We start from the raw sequence: 15,857 nt of genomic DNA on the forward strand, positions 1-15,857 counted from the left end.
GATTAAGCAACCGGTTCAAGTAGCAGAGACAGCTTGACGAAGTAATGCGCTTGCATTACCTTTGCATTACCTTTGCATTGCTATCGAGCGGAGAGCGACAGTGAGCACGCTTATCGAAGACGACTCAACTCTGACGGATCGCTATCAAACGACTGTTCCTGCATCGATTCGCCGGGCACTAAAGCTGAAGCGCCGAGACCGTATTCATTATACCGTTCGTCCTGATGGTGAAGTGGTGCTTTCCAAGGCGAGTGATGAGGCCAAGCACGACCCTGTGATGGTCAACTTCCTCAATTTTCTAGAGCGCGATCTTCTGGCGCATCCAGAAAATATTCGCCCGGTGACTGCCAGTAGCTTTGCCGAGGCCGAACGGCTTACCGCAGGTATTGAGGTAGACCTCGAAGAGGCGCTGGAAGAGGATGATGACGACGAATGAAGCCTCTGGAGGTTAATGGATGGACGATTTATGCCCATCCGTTGTTCTTTGAACAAGTCGAAGCACTCACCTTGAAGGTGAGACATCTTCAATCGAAAGATCCTGCCGGTTATCGCAACAAGGCGGTCACCAAGCGCCTAGCAGCGATCATGAAGCTAGCCTTGAATGATATTCCGCAGGATCCATCAGGCACTCAATACCGCCAAGGGAGCGCGCTTGGCACAGAGCACACTCATTGGCAACGAGCAAAGTTTTACCAGCAGTACCGGCTGTTCTTTCGCTACGATGCTGCGAGCAAAATCATTATTTATGCATGGGTCAATGATGACGCTACAAAACGCGCTTATGGCAGTAAGCATGATGCTTACTCTGTCTTTCAGAAAATGCTCAGCAGTGGCAACCCACCGGATAGTTGGACAGCCTTACAGAAAGCCTCAATGAGCGAGGTGGAACGAATTCATTTACTTTTAGCGGCAGATAACAACGATAACTAAATCACACTAGATCTGTTTGGGCAGATCAGCCGGGGCTTCCAGCCCCACGCCCGCCCGCGTGGCCACAATCGCTAATGCCATGGAGCTCCCTCGCAACGTCTCTCAATCGGTTCATTCAGTTTAATGAGCCTGCTCGTTGGCTAAGCCTACTTTACTTTAACCTCTGGGTGCTACTTATCGGGGGGGGGGCGTCGCCGCCAACTAGGTCTGGTCGATGGATTTTTTATGATCGTACGGCGGAATGTCGCGAGATCAAGAACCCCGCCGTTATCGATGACACCATCCATACAGCCGGAGCTATCGTGCCTGATCAGTGCTACTGACGGGCTTTCGATAACACGGATTCTGGATCGTCTATCTATACAACGTGACCTACCCAGCGCCATTCGTATAGATAATGGCAAGGAGTTCTGCGGACGTGCCATGCTGGCGTGGGCTCATCAGCATGGTGTTGCCCTGTTTTTAATCAAACATAGAAAAACCAATCAAAACGCCTACATCGAATCGTTCAATGGGCGGTTTAGAGACAAATGTCTAAATGGGCACTGGTTCACCAACTTGCATCACGCGAGAGCCATCATCGAGGCGTGGTGACTGGAAAACAATGAGCAAGGACCGAAGAAAGGTCTGGGAGAATTATCGCCTTTCGCCTAGCCGAGCAATTGGTATTAAAAATCATAAGGTTACTGCATGCTCTAAACTCGGGTGCTGCTAAATATTGGTTGACGTCAATGCTTCCACATGCTAAACAAAACTAACATGTAGGATAGTTAGATAACTAAAATAAATATTGTGATTTTTACAGGGGAGCATCTATCCTCAGCCAGCATCAATCAGAGTTAGCATAAAACTGATTGAGTTACATTATGATTACTTAATTTAACAAATGGGCGCTGTAATAGTGAAGAAGGTGGAAATGTCCATCGATACTGATTGCTTGCTTCTGATCGTGGGCAATGGCGCTTAGGCTCAATCAGAGGAATGCAGGTTCTTAATGGCGGAGGAGGTGTTAAACCATTATTTCTGCATGCTAATAGGTCCGATTTATGCGTGGGGGCTGCGGCGCCAGGCAAAACTCTTACAGATATCGAATGGCAAACCACATGGTATCCTGATGCCATTGGCCTAAGAGTTGAACTGTGTTATTTTCGGCCCAATACTCTTAGTGCAATAGGATGTTTGCTTGTCAACCCAAACTATTCAGGCATCACGATTGCCTTTAGTAGTTAGCTCTTTGGTGTCGGAGGTAAAGTTTGGTTTTTATGAGGAAGGCAGCGCTAATGGAGTGCTATCTATGCAAATGGCTAATGCTGTTAATGTTAGTGTAACTTTCAATTTCATATGTTAAATGGTGAGAAAATGGACATTCATGGTGTGGGTAATAGCTATAACTCAAGTGCCACACTGGCTTCTGTAAAAAATGAAGCTGGCAAAAATGCCAGCACCTCTCAAAGCACAGCAGCTGATGTGAAAGGCGGCAATAATTTACAGGAAAAAAGCACTGTTACTCTAAGCGGTCAGGCTATTTTGGCTTCTCGATTATTCTCATCAGGCAACGGAGACCTGCCAGTGCTGCCGAGCATTCGCACGAATGGCGAACATAATGGCATGCTTTCCCAGTATTTTTTAACAGAAAGTGATCGATCACTTGTTTCAAAAATGTATGAACAAGCAAATGAAGAAGGTACAGACCTTCGATATGTAGATCAGTTTGCTAAGGATTTAGGCCTTTATCGTAAATATGACGACGGCTCAATGAGATATAGTTTTAATGGAAACTCATACGATTCACAAGGTCGAAAGCAAACCGTGAGTTTTACTGAAGTGGATACTGCTACTGCAGAAAGAATCCTTTCCGGAGAAACGCTAAGTACAAAAAATATTGATCAAGGGTTTATAAGGTGGAGGTTGGATCCTGGTCAAGGTTTCAATCTAAGTAGCGATCTCGATTTTATCGAGCATATGATAAATAAATTTTCATCCACAGCTAATGAGGAAGAAAATTTTGGTGCCAAATTCGGATCCTATTCACCGAAAGAAAACAACTATATTATACATACTGCTAATGAAGTCTCGCTGCGTAGGTTTGCAACTCCCGAACTACAAGCCGACGAAGACCTTGCCAAGGTGGTATTTGAAAAAATAAATACTTCTAGAAATGACCTCAATGCAAGGTTGTTAGAAGGGCTTTTTAATAAAAATGAGATTGGGAAGAAAGAGCAAAGCTTCACAATGCGTCTGTTCGACTTTCTGAAGAGTTCTATAAAAACCACTGAGTAGAAATTTTTAATAATTTTCTATCATGGTTTGATATGCTTGGCGATTTACATTGAAAGAAAAAATATTTGATTCGACAATGCCATAAATTGTAGAGCTGAGACAAATAAATATTTGGATTTGGTGGCAATAAAATTTTTATGGGGAAATCGAAGCCCGCGTTGATCAAGGCGCTGCGCACCCGCTCGCGGCTCTCCTTTACGGCGGTTTCCGGCAGGCCCACCAGTGTCAGGCCCGGCAAGCCATTTGCCAGATGTACTTCGACATGCACCGCAGGTGCTTCCAACCCCACGCCCGCCCGCGTGGCCACAATCGCTAATGTCATGGCGCTCCCTCGCAACGTCTCTCAATCGGCTCACTCAGTTTAATGAGCCTGCTCGTTGGCTAAGCCTACTTTATTTCAAGCGTTGAGCGCTACTGAGTGGCCAGCGAGTAAAGCGCTAATGTGCCCCCTGGGCGTTCAATGCGCTGGTCAGTTCGCGGGCAAAGCGCTGGGCGGAGGGCAGGGCGCCAAAGCTCCAGACTGGCGGCAGGCGCAGCAGATGGCCATGTTGAACGCTCGGCAATTGCTGCCACAGGCCGCTCTTTTCCAACTGCGCTTCCACCCCTGCGGGGAGCGGGTCAACGATGACCAGGGTGGCGTCGGGGTAGCGTGCCAGCGCTTCGATACCGACCAAGGCGAAGCCCCAGGCGTTGGTGGGCTCATCCCAGGCGTTGGGCAGCGCCAGCTGTTCCAATACGGCGTTGTAGAGGCTGTTCTCGCCAAAAACCCGCACATGCCGAGCATCCATGAACTGCACCATCAGCAATGGAGATGCGTTGCCGGGCGGGTAGCGCAGCTCGCGCATCAGCTGCTGGGTGTTCTCGATCAGCGCGTCGGCTTCTGCGTTGCGTCCGGTCAACTCGCCCAACTGGCGGGTGAGTGTCTGCATTTCCTGCCACGTATCGGTGCCTGGCGAGTAAAGAGCGAAAGTGCCCACCGGCGCGATGCGCTCCAACCGAGGAATCAGCCCGGTAAACATGGGCGAGAGCAGGGTTTGCTCAGGGGGCGATTGGGCCAGCAGCTCGAAGTTGGGCTGGGTGCGTAGGCCAAGGTCGCTGACGTGCTCCGGGATACGCGGCTCGCCTACCCAATCGTGATATCCCGGCTGTTGCGCGATACCGCTGACCGGAGCGCCAATCGCCAGCAGCGTTTCGGCGATGGTCCAGTCGATGGTGGCCCACTGGGCGTGGCTGGCGGTGCTGAACAGCAGGGCTGCCGCGAGCAAGCAGCTGCGGGCCAGGGTCGGGAGTCGGGGGATGCAGCGCATGAAGTGGGCACCTGACAATAAGCGCTTTATTTAAACGATTCTGTTTATCAATTGCAAATGGAAACAGCGGAGGTCGCACAAGACGTCAGCGCGAGACGCCCCAGGGGCGTAACTGCTCCAACATGGTGCATGAGGTGGCTTTCGCCATGCCTTCGCGGGTTTGATGCGTCACAAAGTGAGCCGTAAGGGGTCAGGCGGATAAGCGCGCTGGGTGCCTATCCAAGGCCACCCAGCGTTGCCTCAGCTTGGGTTGCCGGGGGTGGGCTTGCCTTGCTCGGCAGGCTCTACGGGGGCTGGCGGTACTTCGGCTTCCATGGGGGTGGACTGCGCGGCGCTGGCCGCTTCCACCGTGGCTTCCAGGCTGGCCACCTGACGCTCCAGCGCTTCGACGCGCGCGCGCGTGTGCTGAAGCACATCCATCAAGATATCAAAGTCTTCTCGTGATACCAGCTCCAGGCGGTCGAAGGCGCCTCGTACCACTTGCTGCACGCCTTTCTGAATGTCTTCCGGGGCCTGGGAAGCATTCTGTAAACGGTCGCCTATCTGCTGGGCTAAACGGCTGATGCGATCCTGGGGCGTCATGGCTCTCTCCTTAAACGGTGGCGCATAAATGTGGATTGCTTACCTGTAAGGATACGCAACCCTTTGCCAAACCGCATGCCCCGCGTGCGTTTTCTCCTGCAATGCGCGCATGCATCAAAAAAGAGCGCGCCGCTTTTATTGGTGATCGTTTTTAGTGCATGGGTGGGTGTGAATGGATGCGTAGTCGCCTTGCTAGTGGCTGTAAAGCGCACTTTTGAAACCTTAAGGGTATGAATTTCAATGAGAAAAAATCCAGTGGCACGGTATGAGCATTAGCAGGGCAAGCACTAAATTCGGGCGGCCACGCCGCTCTCCACCGAGTGGGACTGAACCAGCAGGGGAGATCCGGGATGAAACTCATCACCGCTATCATCAAGCCTTTCAAGCTTGACGACGTTCGTGAAGCACTCGCCGACAACGGCGTGCAGGGGATTACGGTTACTGAGGTCAAGGGATTTGGTCGCCAGAAAGGCCACACCGAGCTGTATCGCGGTGCCGAGTACGTAGTGGACTTTCTGCCCAAGGTGAAAGTGGAAGTGGCCGTGGACGATGCGCGTCTGGAGAGCGTGCTGGATGCCATCTGCAGCGCTGCCAACAGCGGCAAGATCGGTGACGGCAAAGTGTTCGTGACGCCGCTGGAAGATGTCATTCGTATTCGTACCGGAGAGCGCGGCGCCGACGCGGTATAGGCCTGCCCACACAACGACGACCCACTACGTATAACTTCTCTTGGATCACGGGGAACACCTGATGAACGAGCTTACAGAATTGAGCTATGCGCTCGATACGTTTTACTTCCTGATTTGCGGCGTACTGGTCATGTGGATGGCCGCCGGCTTCTCGATGCTCGAGGCCGGTATGGTACGTTCCAAGAACACCGCTGAAATTCTGACCAAGAACATTGCGCTGTTTGCCATTGCCTGCACCATGTACCTGCTGGTGGGCTACTACATCATGTACTCCAGCGGCGAAGGCGGTTTCCTGCCTAGCCTCGGGTTCCTGATCGGTACCGAGAACAGCGTCGATGCGGTGCTGGCCGGTGGTGAAGATGCACCTTACTACTCCATGCGTTCGGACTTCTTCTTCCAGGTCGTGTTCGTCGCAACGGCGATGTCGATCGTGTCGGGTGCCGTGGCCGAGCGTATGAAGCTGTGGGCCTTCCTGGCCTTCGCGGTGGTCATGACCGCCTTCATCTACCCGGTGTCTGGCTACTGGACCTGGGGCGGTGGCTGGCTGGATGGCGTGGGCTACTCTGACTATGCGGGCTCGGGTATCGTCCACATGGCCGGTGCAGCAGCAGCGTTGGCGGGTGTGCTGGTACTGGGCCCCCGTAAGGGCAAGTATGGCAAGGACGGTTCTATCCACGCTATTCCGGGCGCCAACATGCCGCTGGCCACGCTGGGTACCTTCATCCTGTGGATGGGCTGGTTCGGTTTCAACGGTGGTTCCGAGCTGAAAATGTCGGATGCCGTGTCGGCCAACAACGTTGCTCAAGTGTTCGTGAATACCAATGCGGCGGCCGCGGGTGGCGTGATTGCAGCCCTGGTGCTGGCCAAACTGTGGTTCCGCAAGGCGGACCTGACCATGGCGCTGAACGGTGCGCTGGCAGGCCTGGTCGCCATTACCGCAGACCCGCTGTCGCCTTCTGCGCTGGGTGCCGCCTTGATTGGTGCCATCGGTGGCCTGATCGTGGTCGCTGCCATCGTCACGCTGGACAAGCTGAAGCTGGATGACCCTGTGGGTGCTATCTCGGTTCACGGTGTCGTGGGTATCTGGGGTGTGCTGGCCGTGCCGCTGAACAATGGCGATGCGTCCTTCGGTGCACAGCTGATCGGTATCGTGGGCATCTTCGGCTGGGTGTTCCTGGCGAGCCTGGTGGTATGGCTGGTGCTGAAAGCGGTCATGGGTATCCGTGTCAGCGAAGAAGAAGAGTACGAAGGCGTCGATATCGCAGAGTGTGGCCTGGAAGCCTACCCCGAGTTTGGCGTCAAGAAATAAGCGCCGTGCCATAGCAAGCGGCACTGCTACTCAAGGCCTCCCTCGTGGGAGGCCTTTTGCCGTAGGGAACGGGTCAGGCTTGCCCGCATGTACGTGCCAGGCACAAGGGCTTTTTATTCTCTGGGCTGGCGGGTGTATGCTAGGTGCATTGGGCGTGAGGGACATCGACATCGCGCCGCCGTGTTTCCGGTCAAGACAACCGTTGCATAACCAGAGGATGTGGTCATGAAATTAATCTCAGCCATTATCAAGCCGTTCAAGCTTGATGACGTACGTGAGTCGCTTTCCGATATCGGCGTGCAGGGTATTACGGTGACGGAAGTGAAAGGCTTTGGTCGCCAGAAAGGCCACACAGAGCTGTATCGTGGGGCGGAATACGTGGTGGATTTCCTGCCCAAGGTGAAGCTGGAAGTGGCCGTGGACGACGATATGGCCGAGCAGGTCATCGATGCGATCACCCAGGTGGCCAATACGGGCAAGATCGGCGATGGCAAGATCTTTGTGATGCCGTTGGAGCAGGTCATTCGTATCCGTACCGGCGAAACCGGCAAAGACGCGGTTTAATTTTGTGAATGGTGAAGTGTAAGGCGTAAGTCGCAAAAAGCCCCTGTGGATAACGTCCACAGGGGCTTTTTGCAGGGCTTTGCGCATAAGATGAGGGGTGACAAAGGCTACGGTCTATTCTTCACCCTTCACCCTTCACCCTTCACCGCTAGACTTACTTCTCCACGAAAGCACGTTCGATGACGTAGTCGCCTGGTTCACCCATGCGCGGGGAGATGTTCAGCCCCAGCTCATCCAGCAGCGCGCTGGTGTCGTCCAGCATGGCGGGGCTACCGCAGATCATGGCGCGGTCCTGGCGCGGGTCGATGGGCGGCAGGCCAGTGTCGGCAAACAGCTTGCCGCTGCGAATGTGGTCGGTCAGGCGGCCCATGGTGTGGAACTCTTCACGGGTGACCGTGGGGTAGTACACCAGCTTTTCGGCGACTTCTTCACCCAGGTACTCGTGGGCGGGCAGCTCCTTGGTGATGAAGTCGGCGTAGGCCAGCTCGGAGACTTCACGCACGCCGTGAATGAGCACGACCTTCTCGAAACGCTCGTAGACTTCTGGGTCCTGGATCAGGCTCATGAACGGCGCCAGGCCCGTGCCGGTGGAGAGCATATAGAGATTGCGTCCGGGCAGCAGGTCGTCGCATACCAGCGTACCGGTCGGCTTGCGGCTGACCATGATCTGGTCGCCCACCTTCAGGTGCTGCAAGCGTGAGGTCAGCGGGCCATCGGGCACCTTGATACTGAAGAACTCGAGATGATCTTCGTAGTTGGGGCTGGCGATGGAGTAGGCACGCATCAGGGGTTTGCCCGCCACTTCCAGGCCGATCATCACGAATTGGCCGTTCTTGAAGCGCAGGCTGCGCTCACGTGTCGTGCGGAAGCTGAACAGCGTGTCGTTCCAGTGGTGAACGCTTAGCACTTCTTCCAGGGCAAACTTGCTCATGCTGACTCCTCTGTGGCTGCGTGGCCTAAGCCTTGCTCGCCATATTCTAAAAAAGAATAAAAAATAGCTTTATAGGATGCGCTCATTCTAGATAAAGGGTGGTATATCTGTTAAGCAAATTATCTTGATAACGTATATCTTTAAAATCGATATATCATTCGTTGAGCAGCACTTTTTCTGGAGGGGCCTGGTCATGCATTACACGTTGCGCCAGCTGGAAGTCTTCGTCGCCGTTGCCCAGCACGAAAGCGTTTCCCAGGCGGCGAGGGCGCTGGCCATGTCTCAGTCGGCGACCAGTACGGCGCTGGCCGAGCTGGAACGCCAGTTCGACTGCCAGCTATTGGACCGCATTGGCAAACGGCTGAAACTCAACGCGCTGGGGTTCCAGCTGCTCCCCAAGGCCGTGGCGCTGCTGGACCGAGCCGAAGAAGTGGAGGAGCTGCTGCGCGGCCAGCAGGGGGTCGGGGCTCTGGACGTAGGTGCCACCCTGACCATCGGCAACTATCTGGCCACCCTGTTGATCAGTGATTTCATGCAGCGTTACCCCGGTAGTCGCGTGCGGCTGGCGGTGCGCAATACGCGGCATATCATCGAGGGGGTGCGCCAGCATTCGCTGGACCTGGGGCTGATCGAAGGGCAGTGCGATGACGATATGATCATCAGCCAGCCCTGGGTAGAAGATGAGCTGTGCGTGTTCTGCTCGCCTCGGCACCCGCTGGCCGGGCGTGCTCACCTGGAGTTGGATCAACTGCTGCGGGAAGACTGGATCATGCGCGAGGAGGGCTCCGGCACCCGCATGACACTGGAGCATGCGGCGCGCCATCGGCGCAGCCGCTTCAATACGCTGCTGGAACTGGAGCATACCGAAGGGATCAAGCGGGCGGTGGAGTCAGGCCTGGGGATCGGCTGCGTCTCCCGGCTGGCGCTGCGAGACGCCTTCCGGCGGGGTAGTCTGGTGCCGCTACCCACGCCGGAGCTGGACCTGAAGCGTCAGTTCACCTTCATCTGGCATCGCCACAAATACCTGACCACCGGCGTGCGCGAGTTCTTGCGTCTCTGCCGCGAAATGACCGCCGGTGCCCAGCGCAGCGACGACATCCCGCTGCCGCCCATTCCTTGAGTGTTCGTCTTGGGTGTCAGTAATCGCGCAGCGAAGGTGACCCCAGGGCAAGCGCGCTGGCACCGGATAGCTTGAAGCTGCTGATGGTGCCGGTCAGGTGGTTTGCCTGCTCCTTGAGGTGCTCGGCGGCGGTGGTGGACTCTTCCACCATGGCAGCGTTTTCCTGGGTCATCCGGTCCAGCTCGGCCACTGCGATGTTGACCTGCTTGATGCCATCACTCTGTTCGCTGGTGGCGGCGTTGATCTCTTCGAGTACGTCGGTGACGCGGGTGATGTGCTCGACGATATCGTGCATGGTGCTGCCTGCATCACGCACCAGAGTCGTGCCATTGTTGACTCGTGCCTGGGAGTCTTCGATCAGCTTCTGGATGTCGCTGGCAGCGTCGCTGCTGCGGCCGGCCAGTTTACGCACTTCGTCGGCCACCACGGCAAAGCCGCGGCCATGCTCGCCCGCTCTGGCGGCTTCTACCGAGGCGTTGAGCGCCAGCAGGTTGGTCTGGAAGGCAATGCTGTTCATCAGCGTGACGATCTCGCCAATCTTGTTGGAGGCCTGGGAGATGTCTTCCATGGTCGTCACCACGTTCGAGACCACCTGACCGCCGTTTTTCGCTACTTCAGAGGCAGCGTGGGAGAGCTTGTTGGCCTCCTGGGCCGATGCGGCGGTGTGGGCGACGGTGCTGGTGATCTGCTCCACCGATGCAGACGTCTGCTGCAGGCTGGACGCGGCATTGTCGGTGCGGCGCGACAGATCCTGCCCGCCTACGGCAATCTCGTTGGCGGCGTGGTGCACGGCTTCGCTGCTGGTACGCACCTCGATCAGCACTTCTTCCATTTTGCCCACGAAGCGGTTGAAGGCGCGGGCGATCTGCGTGACCTCGTCGTTGCCCTCTTCCGGCAAGCGCTGCGTCAGGTCGCCTTCACCGGAGGCAATGTTATCCATGGCGTTACGCACACCCAGCAGGCGACGCAGCAGCAGCGAGAGCAGCAGGCCGAACACCACGGCGGTGATGGCGGCGACGATCAGCAGGGTGATGATGGACGTGGTGGCAATGGCGCGCAGCCCGGCCGTGGCTTCTGCTTCGTCCAGCGCGACCACCAGCTGCCAGCCGCTATTGCCGCCCACCTGGCTGCCCATGAGCAGCTTGCTGCTTTCCTGCAGGGCCATGGGCTGGGGCGTGTCGGATTGGATAATGCGCGTGAGCTCCTGAGGGTTCAAGTTCGCACTCAGGGCGGTCGAGGGCTCCAGGGTCAGGGCGGCGTCCGGGTGGGCAACCAGGGTGCCATCCTGAGTGGTCAGAAAGCCGAAACTGGAAGGCGTGGGGGAAATATTGCCCACGATATCGATGACGTCCGCTATGGTAATGTCTGCCCCAATGACGGCCATCAGCTCGCCATTACGGTAAAAGGGGCGGGCGAACGTGATGATCAATCCGCCGGTTTGCGCATCGACATAGGGCGCGGTAACGACCGTGTTCGCTGCGCTAACGGCTGCCTGATACCACGGCCGTCCTCTAGGGTCGTAATCACTGGGTGGCTGCCAACCATCTGAAAAAATGGCGGTTGAGGTATGTGGATAAGCCAGATATGCCGTCATGAAGTCGCCAGAGTCGGCCAACTGGCGCAAAGCTGACAGTGGCTCTTCGCCGCCAGCAGTGTGCTCCATGCTTTCCATCATGGTGTAGCGGGCATTGAACCACTCATCGATAGCCTGTGTGTTTCCATTCACAACGGCACTGAGGTTGCGACTTACCTCTTCACTATTATGGCGTTTCACAGTGGAGTAGCTGGCAATGCCGTTGATCACCAACGCGAGGACGATGGCAGTTAGTGCGGCTAACAGTATTCGAAAGCGTAGGGTGGCGAGCATGGTCACTCTCTTTATCGTCAGGGTAAGTAACGACTATCGGCGAGAGTGACCACTTCTTTAGTCTAATAGCCCTTTGTCTTGGGCTAGCGCAAATCGCTGACCGCTGCCTGAATATCCGGTAGCGAGGCCTTGCTGAGGTCTTTGGATAGGGTATGGATCACCAGCTTCTGGGTGGGGTTGTCGAGTTTCTCACGCAGCAGCCCGAGGAACTTGGGTGGGGCCACCATGATCAGCTTTTCCATGCTGTTATCGACGCGGGCAGCATAGAGCCGTTGGGCGACTTCCTTGGCAAACAGCTCGTTTTCATGCCGGGAAGCGGCGCCTTCTTCACCTGACGAGCGTGACGTGGTGGACGTGGACTCATGCACGTCGGCCCCTCGGCGGTCGGTGATCAGGTCGCCTTCATGCAGCCTTCCTGCCGCATGCACCATGCTTTCCTGCTCGGCGAGTTCCAGGGCGTCACGGGTAAAGATTCTGGCGCGTGCCGCATCGGCTACCACGATATAGGTGGTCATCGTCATACGTCCTCCATGTCGTTGATTGCCCTTTAACCATGGCAAGCGTTTGGGGTTAGGTCAAACGCTTGCCTGGTGGCCTTACAGCACTTTGCGGCGCAGCACGCTGGTGATGGCTTCACCGATCAGCACCAGCACGATGATCGCCATCAGGATGGTTGCGACGGTCGGCCAGGCGAACGTATCGATGGCACCCTGCAGGATCACGCCAATCCCACCGGCCCCTACCAGGCCCAATACGGTCGATTCGCGGATATTGATATCCCATCGCAGAATCACGATGGCGAAAAAGGCGGGCATCACCTGAGGGACGATGGCGTAAGCGACCACCTTGGCTTTGGAAGCACCGGTGGCTTCCATGGCCTCGACGGGACGGCGGTCGATCTCTTCGATGGCCTCGCCCATCAGCTTGCCGATGAAGCCGATGGAGCGAAACACGATGGCCAGAATACCGGCCAGAACGCCAGGGCCGAAAATGGCCACGAACAGCAGCGCCCAGATGATGGTGTTCACCGACCGGCTGGAGACCAGAATGAAGCGCCCCAGCCACAGGCAGGCCCGGTTCGGGGTGGTGTTCTGGGCAGCGATGTAGGCCACCGGCAGCGCCAGAAAGATGGTGATGAACGTGGCCAGTGTAGCGATATGCACGGTTTCCAGCAGGGCATTCAAGATGTTGCCCAGCCCGGCGCTGCTGGGTGGCCACATGCGTGCGCCCAGCCCCGAGATCTGGTTCGGCGCGTCCCACACCCAGGGCCAGAAAATATCGATATCGCGAACGGCCCAGAACACCAGCATCAAGGTGGCCAGCAGGACGGCATAGCGGATCAGCCGCTCTTTCCGGTCGTAACGTTGCCAGACTCGGTCGGCGAGTTGCTGTGCGTGATCTACCATATTTTTTTCCTCACCCAGCCGCTGACGCCTTCGCTAAGCAGAATCACCGCAATGATGATCAGCAGAATGGCGAACGCAAAGTCGTAGTCATAGCGCCCGAAGGCGTTCATCAACGTGCCGCCAATCCCGCCAGCACCGACGATGCCCACCACGGCCGACGCGCGCAGATTGCTGTCCAGCTGATACATGGAGAGCCCCACCTGGCGAGGCAATATTTGCGGAAACACCGCATAGAACAGCGTGGCCAGATACCCGGCGCCAGCGGCACGCATGGCTTCCACCTGGCCCCAGTCGATCTCCTCGATCTCTTCGGCAAGCAGCTTGCCGACAAAGCCGATGGAGTAAAGGGTCAGGGTCAGGATACCCGCCAGCGGGCCAAAGCCCACCGCAGCAACGAACAGGATGGCCACGATGACCGGATGAAAGCTGCGTGACACGATGATGACGCTGCGACCGATCAGGTAGATCGGTAGGGGCGCGATATTGCGGGCGGCCATGACCGCAAAAGGGATGGAGAGCAGCACGCCCAGCAAGGTGGCCAGAATGGCGATCTGGAAGCTCTCTTTAAAGCCGGTCAGCAGCAGCCCGAAACGTTCGAAGCTGGGCGGAAAGCCGCCGCTGAAAATACGCGCCGCCCGCGGCAGGCCTTCGGAGATCCGGGCCCAGTTGAAGGGCAGCGATCCAAACGCCCAGACCAGATACGCCAGGGCGATCAGAATGAGCCCGTAACGCAGGACGGGGTTGGCGATGAAAGGCGGCTTTTTCCAGGTGCGTGGAGTAGGGGGAGTCGTCATGTCAGGCCCCTTGCGCTGCAGGGTCGGGCTGTTCACTGACGGATTCGTCCGGCGCCTCGATGCCCCCATAAATGGCGTCCAGTGCCTCCTTGTTGAAGTCGCTCGGCAAGCCATCGAAAATCATCTTGCCATGCCGCAGCCCCACGATGCGTTCGGTGTAGGTCTTGGCCTGGGCGACGTTGTGGATGTTGATGAGCACCGGCAGCGACAGCTCGCTGGCCAGGCTCTGCAGCAGCATCATGATCTGCTCGGATGTTCTCGGGTCCAGCGAAGCGGTGGGCTCATCCGCCAGCAGCAGGTCGGGCTCCTGCATCAGAGCACGCACCACGCCTACCCGCTGGCGCTCGCCGCCAGACAGTTCATCGGCGCGTTTGTTGGCGTAATGGGCAATCCCCACGCGCTCCATCAGCATGAATGCACGTTCGATGTCCGCTTGGGGGTAGCGCCTCGAAATGGCCTGATAAAGGCTCACATAGCCGAGGCGGCCCGCCAGCACGTTCTCCATGACCGTCAGCCGATCGAGCAGGTTGAACCCTTGAAAGACCATGCCGATCTTGCGGCGAGCACGGCGCAGCTCGGCGCCTCTGATATTCACCAGCTCCGTACCATTGAGCTTGATGGAGCCGGACGAGGGCTCCACCAGACGGTTGATACAGCGCAGCATGGTGCTCTTTCCCGCCCCCGATGCGCCCACGATCGACACGACGCTGGCGCCTTCTACCTTGAGGTCCAGGCCCTTGAGAACGGGCTCACTGTGGCCATAACGTTTGACCAGATTGGTAATTTCCAGCATGGGTGCACATCCATTCGCTCGATAAAAGCGCGCCGCCAGGGCGGCGCGACCAGGCTACTCCAGGTTTTCCCGCGTGTAGCGCACGTCATTGGCGGCCTGAATGGTGCGAATCACCTGCCAGTGTTCCTGGTAGTTGATGGGGATGAATTTCTCGACCCCTTCGAACTCCTCGCCCAGCTCGGTGCCGACGAAGTCAAAGGTAAAGAACGCCTCTTCGATCTTCTCGACCAGGTCCGGGTGCAGGTTGTGGGCGTAGTTGTAGGAGGTGGTCGGGAAGCGGTCGGACTCATAGATCAGCCGTACGTCCTCTTCGTCGTACAGGCCACGCGCGGCCATGCGCTCGACCACTTCGGAGGCCACCGGCGCGGCGTCATAGTCGCGGGCCACCACGCCCAGCATGGATTGGTCATGGCTGCCGGAGTAGACCACCTCATAATCTTCATCCGGGGTGATGCCCAGCTCGGGCAGCAGTGCCCGCGGTGCCAGGTTGCCGGAGTTGGACGTGGGGGAGGTATGCGCGACGCGTTTGCCCTTCAGGTCTTCCAGGGACTCGATGTCCGAGTCGACATGGGTGAACATTTGCAGCGTGTAGCCGAACTGGCCATCGTCAGAGCCCATCAGGGCGAAGGGTACGGCTCCGGCCAGGTTCACGGCAAAGGGCGTCGGGCCGGTCGAGAACCCGGCAATGTGCAGTCGGCCGCTGCGCATGGCTTCCACCTGGGCAGCGTTGGACTGCACTGCAAAGAAGCGCACGTCACGGCCCGTGACCTCGGAAAGGTGGTCGACGAACGGCTGCCAGATGTCGGAGTAAATGGCAGGGTCCTCCACCGGCGTGTAGGCGAAGATCAGCGTGCTGGGGTTGGCCCAGTTCGATTCATCGGCCGGGCGGTCGGCGACCATGTCGCCATTCTCGTCGCAGTAGAGTGCGTCCAGGGCGCCGCGTTCGCAGTCGGCCTGGGCATGGCTGGCAAGCAGTGCCATGGGGAGAAGCGAGACCGCAGTGAGCAGAGCCAGCGGACGCTTGGGCCAGGATGGCGTTTTCATGAGAAGCCTCTTATGTGCGTTATTGTTGTTGCGTGATGCCCACCATCGCTGCAAGGTGGTGTTGCGATCAGCGTGCGTTTCGCTAATGGACATTTGAAGACGCAGATGTTTATTTTTCGAAAACGAGCATTCTCAATCGTAACTATTCAGCACCGGTTGGCTGAGTCGGGGCTTCTTGCTGCATGAAGGCTGGCACCTCCCCCGCAAACAGTTGCTCCAGTGCGGTATGCGCCGCCACCCC

At 56.9% G+C, this 15,857-nt stretch carries 16 protein-coding genes and 2 pseudogenes; 8 read left to right on the plus strand and 10 right to left on the minus strand.

Translation table 11 applies throughout. From position 1 onward, the window contains the following. Positions 1-100 precede the first annotated feature (100 nt). From IE091_RS13240 to IE091_RS13255, 4 genes and pseudogenes are all read left to right on the plus strand, one after another. The gene (locus IE091_RS13240) at positions 101-436 is read left to right on the plus strand and encodes a type II toxin-antitoxin system PrlF family antitoxin (protein WP_189463844.1); all 336 of its coding nucleotides are present in this window, start codon (positions 101-103) and stop codon (positions 434-436) included. Further along, positions 433-930: a type II toxin-antitoxin system YhaV family toxin gene (locus IE091_RS13245; RefSeq protein WP_189463845.1), complete on the plus strand. Its 498-nt coding sequence runs from the start codon at positions 433-435 to the stop codon at positions 928-930. The genes IE091_RS13240 and IE091_RS13245 overlap by 4 nt, the downstream gene beginning before the upstream one ends. Before the next feature lie 205 nt (positions 931-1,135). Next, positions 1,136-1,521: pseudogene (locus IE091_RS13250) on the plus strand (integrase core domain-containing protein); the annotation flags it as partial. 768 nt (positions 1,522-2,289) lie between these two features. Next, positions 2,290-3,210 (plus strand): hypothetical protein, encoded by a 921-nt coding sequence (locus IE091_RS13255; protein WP_189463847.1) that lies wholly within the window; start codon positions 2,290-2,292, stop codon positions 3,208-3,210. 139 nt (positions 3,211-3,349) lie between these two features. On the opposite strand, the pseudogene IE091_RS13260 reads toward IE091_RS13255, so the two are convergent. The 3 genes and pseudogenes from IE091_RS13260 to IE091_RS13270 all read right to left on the minus strand — a co-directional run. After that, a pseudogene (locus IE091_RS13260) lies at positions 3,350-3,532 on the minus strand (magnesium chelatase domain-containing protein); the annotation flags it as partial. A 115-nt stretch (positions 3,533-3,647) separates the two neighbouring features. Continuing rightward, positions 3,648-4,517 carry an ABC transporter substrate-binding protein gene (locus IE091_RS13265; protein WP_039178734.1) on the minus strand — a complete coding sequence of 290 codons (870 nt, stop codon included), beginning with the start codon at positions 4,515-4,517 and terminating at the stop codon, positions 3,648-3,650. A 240-nt stretch (positions 4,518-4,757) separates the two neighbouring features. Next, positions 4,758-5,099, minus strand: coding sequence for an accessory factor UbiK family protein (locus IE091_RS13270; protein ID WP_189463848.1), 342 nt, complete (start codon positions 5,097-5,099; stop codon positions 4,758-4,760). 350 nt (positions 5,100-5,449) lie between these two features. On the opposite strand from IE091_RS13270, the gene IE091_RS13275 reads away from it, so the two are divergent. The 3 genes from IE091_RS13275 to glnK all read left to right on the plus strand — a co-directional run bounded on the left by IE091_RS13275 (position 5,450) and on the right by glnK (position 7,661). After that, positions 5,450-5,788, plus strand: coding sequence for a P-II family nitrogen regulator (locus IE091_RS13275; protein ID WP_007112359.1), 339 nt, complete (start codon positions 5,450-5,452; stop codon positions 5,786-5,788). Positions 5,789-5,849: 61 nt separating this feature from the next. Then, complete coding sequence (locus IE091_RS13280) at positions 5,850-7,097, plus strand: ammonium transporter (RefSeq protein WP_039178722.1); 1,248 nt, start codon at positions 5,850-5,852, stop codon at positions 7,095-7,097. A 225-nt stretch (positions 7,098-7,322) separates the two neighbouring features. Further along, complete coding sequence (gene glnK, locus IE091_RS13285) at positions 7,323-7,661, plus strand: P-II family nitrogen regulator (RefSeq protein ID WP_009098335.1); 339 nt, start codon at positions 7,323-7,325, stop codon at positions 7,659-7,661. A gap of 154 nt (positions 7,662-7,815) precedes the next feature. Here the strand turns inward: glnK and IE091_RS13290 are convergent, their stop codons facing one another. Then, positions 7,816-8,592, minus strand: a complete 777-nt coding sequence (locus tag IE091_RS13290; protein WP_016915417.1) for a ferredoxin--NADP reductase — start codon at positions 8,590-8,592, stop codon at positions 7,816-7,818. Positions 8,593-8,785: 193 nt separating this feature from the next. Here IE091_RS13290 and IE091_RS13295 point away from each other — a divergent pair, with 193 nt between their 5' ends. Further along, on the plus strand, positions 8,786-9,712 hold the full coding sequence (locus IE091_RS13295; protein ID WP_039178714.1) for a LysR family transcriptional regulator: 927 nt from the start codon (positions 8,786-8,788) through the stop codon (positions 9,710-9,712). Between the two features lie 16 nt (positions 9,713-9,728). Here the strand turns inward: IE091_RS13295 and IE091_RS13300 are convergent, their stop codons facing one another. The 6 genes from IE091_RS13300 to phnD form a co-directional block, all read right to left on the minus strand. Further along, the gene (locus IE091_RS13300) at positions 9,729-11,579 is read right to left on the minus strand and encodes a methyl-accepting chemotaxis protein (protein ID WP_189463849.1); all 1,851 of its coding nucleotides are present in this window, start codon (positions 11,577-11,579) and stop codon (positions 9,729-9,731) included. Between the two features lie 83 nt (positions 11,580-11,662). Further along, positions 11,663-12,094, minus strand: a complete 432-nt coding sequence (locus IE091_RS13305) for a host attachment protein (protein ID WP_039179255.1) — start codon at positions 12,092-12,094, stop codon at positions 11,663-11,665. An 81-nt stretch (positions 12,095-12,175) separates the two neighbouring features. Beyond that, on the minus strand, positions 12,176-12,985 hold the full coding sequence (gene phnE, locus IE091_RS13310; protein ID WP_039178707.1) for a phosphonate ABC transporter, permease protein PhnE: 810 nt from the start codon (positions 12,983-12,985) through the stop codon (positions 12,176-12,178). Beyond that, positions 12,979-13,779, minus strand: coding sequence for a phosphonate ABC transporter, permease protein PhnE (gene phnE / locus IE091_RS13315; protein ID WP_039178704.1), 801 nt, complete (start codon positions 13,777-13,779; stop codon positions 12,979-12,981). Before phnE (IE091_RS13315) ends, phnE (IE091_RS13310) begins: the two co-directional genes overlap by 7 nt. 1 nt (position 13,780) lies before the next feature. Further along, a complete protein-coding gene (gene phnC, locus IE091_RS13320) occupies positions 13,781-14,572 on the minus strand; it encodes a phosphonate ABC transporter ATP-binding protein (RefSeq protein WP_016915410.1) in 792 nt (263 codons plus the stop codon). A gap of 54 nt (positions 14,573-14,626) precedes the next feature. Then, a complete protein-coding gene (phnD, locus tag IE091_RS13325) occupies positions 14,627-15,616 on the minus strand; it encodes a phosphate/phosphite/phosphonate ABC transporter substrate-binding protein (RefSeq protein WP_144981374.1) in 990 nt (329 codons plus the stop codon). Positions 15,617-15,857: the final 241 nt, after the last annotated feature.

It is taken from the genome of Vreelandella hamiltonii, from assembly GCF_014651775.1.
Taxonomy (GTDB): Bacteria; Pseudomonadota; Gammaproteobacteria; order Pseudomonadales; family Halomonadaceae; genus Vreelandella; species Vreelandella hamiltonii.

Bases quoted from the DNA above. Each gene is read 5' to 3' on its own strand.
- IE091_RS13245 (WP_189463845.1), top strand. From the start codon at position 433: ATGAAGCCTCTGGAGGTTAATGGATGGACGATTTATGCCCATCCGTTG.
- IE091_RS13255 (WP_189463847.1), top strand. From the start codon at position 2,290: ATGGACATTCATGGTGTGGGTAATAGCTATAACTCAAGTGCCACACTG.
- IE091_RS13265 (WP_039178734.1), bottom strand. From the start codon at position 4,517: ATGCGCTGCATCCCCCGACTCCCGACCCTGGCCCGCAGCTGCTTGCTC.
- IE091_RS13270 (WP_189463848.1), bottom strand. From the start codon at position 5,099: ATGACGCCCCAGGATCGCATCAGCCGTTTAGCCCAGCAGATAGGCGAC.
- IE091_RS13275 (WP_007112359.1), top strand. From the start codon at position 5,450: ATGAAACTCATCACCGCTATCATCAAGCCTTTCAAGCTTGACGACGTT.
- IE091_RS13280 (WP_039178722.1), top strand. From the start codon at position 5,850: ATGAACGAGCTTACAGAATTGAGCTATGCGCTCGATACGTTTTACTTC.
- glnK (WP_009098335.1), top strand. From the start codon at position 7,323: ATGAAATTAATCTCAGCCATTATCAAGCCGTTCAAGCTTGATGACGTA.
- IE091_RS13290 (WP_016915417.1), bottom strand. From the start codon at position 8,592: ATGAGCAAGTTTGCCCTGGAAGAAGTGCTAAGCGTTCACCACTGGAAC.
- IE091_RS13295 (WP_039178714.1), top strand. From the start codon at position 8,786: ATGCATTACACGTTGCGCCAGCTGGAAGTCTTCGTCGCCGTTGCCCAG.
- IE091_RS13300 (WP_189463849.1), bottom strand. From the start codon at position 11,579: ATGCTCGCCACCCTACGCTTTCGAATACTGTTAGCCGCACTAACTGCC.
- IE091_RS13305 (WP_039179255.1), bottom strand. From the start codon at position 12,094: ATGACCACCTATATCGTGGTAGCCGATGCGGCACGCGCCAGAATCTTT.
- phnE (WP_039178707.1), bottom strand. From the start codon at position 12,985: ATGGTAGATCACGCACAGCAACTCGCCGACCGAGTCTGGCAACGTTAC.
- phnE (WP_039178704.1), bottom strand. From the start codon at position 13,779: ATGACGACTCCCCCTACTCCACGCACCTGGAAAAAGCCGCCTTTCATC.
- phnC (WP_016915410.1), bottom strand. From the start codon at position 14,572: ATGCTGGAAATTACCAATCTGGTCAAACGTTATGGCCACAGTGAGCCC.
- phnD (WP_144981374.1), bottom strand. From the start codon at position 15,616: ATGAAAACGCCATCCTGGCCCAAGCGTCCGCTGGCTCTGCTCACTGCG.